The sequence below is a fragment of the Aneurinibacillus aneurinilyticus ATCC 12856 genome (assembly GCF_000466385.1).
Classification (GTDB): domain Bacteria; phylum Bacillota; class Bacilli; order Aneurinibacillales; family Aneurinibacillaceae; genus Aneurinibacillus; species Aneurinibacillus aneurinilyticus.
The window spans coordinates 59,564-60,411 of record NZ_KE952917.1 but is presented as its reverse complement, the minus strand read 5'-3'; the positions used below and the strand labels follow the sequence as shown (position 1 = coordinate 60,411).

Below are 848 nucleotides of genomic sequence, written 5' to 3'. Positions count from 1 at the left end.
TTGTTTCTTCTGATTCAGTTTTGAAGGTGTAAACCTTGTGCTTTACTTTTAGAGTTGCAAACTTTTCGGTTTCTCCTATATAACTAAATATCTATAGGAGGGCCCTTAGCTCAGTTGGTAGAGCGGTCGGCTCATAACCGATTGGTCGTAGGTTCGAGTCCTGCAGGGCCCACCATTTTGTATGTGCATACCAAATTGAGTTGAAAAAACTGAAAAGTGCTAAAACAACAATAAAAATACTTGCAAATGTACTGTAAAAGTAATAAAATAAATTTCGTTAATAAATTTTGGCCCGTTGGAGAAGCGGCTTAACTCACATGCCTTTCACGCATGCATTCAGGGGTTCGAATCCCCTACGGGTCACCATCTTATCTTTAACAATTACTACATTCCATAGCGTTGAAAATGCTCAAACGTCCTGTATATGACGGAGGATTAGCTCAGCTGGGAGAGCATCTGCCTTACAAGCAGAGGGTCGGCGGTTCGATCCCGTCATCCTCCACCATCTGTCTTTATTGCATGAATATGCCGGTGTAGCTCAATTGGCAGAGCACCTGACTTGTAATCAGGGGGTTGAGGGTTCAATTCCTTTCGCCGGCATCATCTTATTATCAAGGTATGTTGGCAGCATCTTAAATAGTGTTATCTGATTTTTATTGACGGTATCGAATATCTTGCGGACATAGCTCAGTTGGTAGAGCACGACCTTGCCAAGGTCGGGGTCGCGAGTTCGAGTCTCGTTGTCCGCTCCATTCTTGATTCACATGACATGTACCCGATAGGGTGCGTTGTTTTTGGTTTTCACAACTTTTCCCGGGAAGTGGCTCAGCTTGGTAGAGCGCCTCGTT

Annotated in this window: 5 tRNA genes; all 5 read left to right on the top strand. The window is 44.0% G+C overall.

Annotated features, from left to right (window positions below):
- The first annotated feature begins 99 nt into the window (after positions 1 to 99).
- The 5 genes from HMPREF0083_RS25190 (at position 100) to HMPREF0083_RS25170 (ending at position 752) form a co-directional block, all read left to right on the top strand.
- Positions 100 to 175: transfer RNA gene (locus HMPREF0083_RS25190), tRNA-Ile, on the top strand.
- Positions 176 to 289: 114 nt separating this feature from the next.
- Positions 290 to 366, top strand: a tRNA-Glu gene (locus HMPREF0083_RS25185).
- 63 nt (positions 367 to 429) lie between these two features.
- Positions 430 to 505, top strand: a tRNA-Val gene (locus tag HMPREF0083_RS25180).
- Positions 506 to 527: 22 nt separating this feature from the next.
- Positions 528 to 600: transfer RNA gene (locus HMPREF0083_RS25175), tRNA-Thr, on the top strand.
- 76 nt (positions 601 to 676) lie between these two features.
- Positions 677 to 752: transfer RNA gene (locus tag HMPREF0083_RS25170), tRNA-Gly, on the top strand.
- Positions 753 to 848 lie beyond the last annotated feature (96 nt).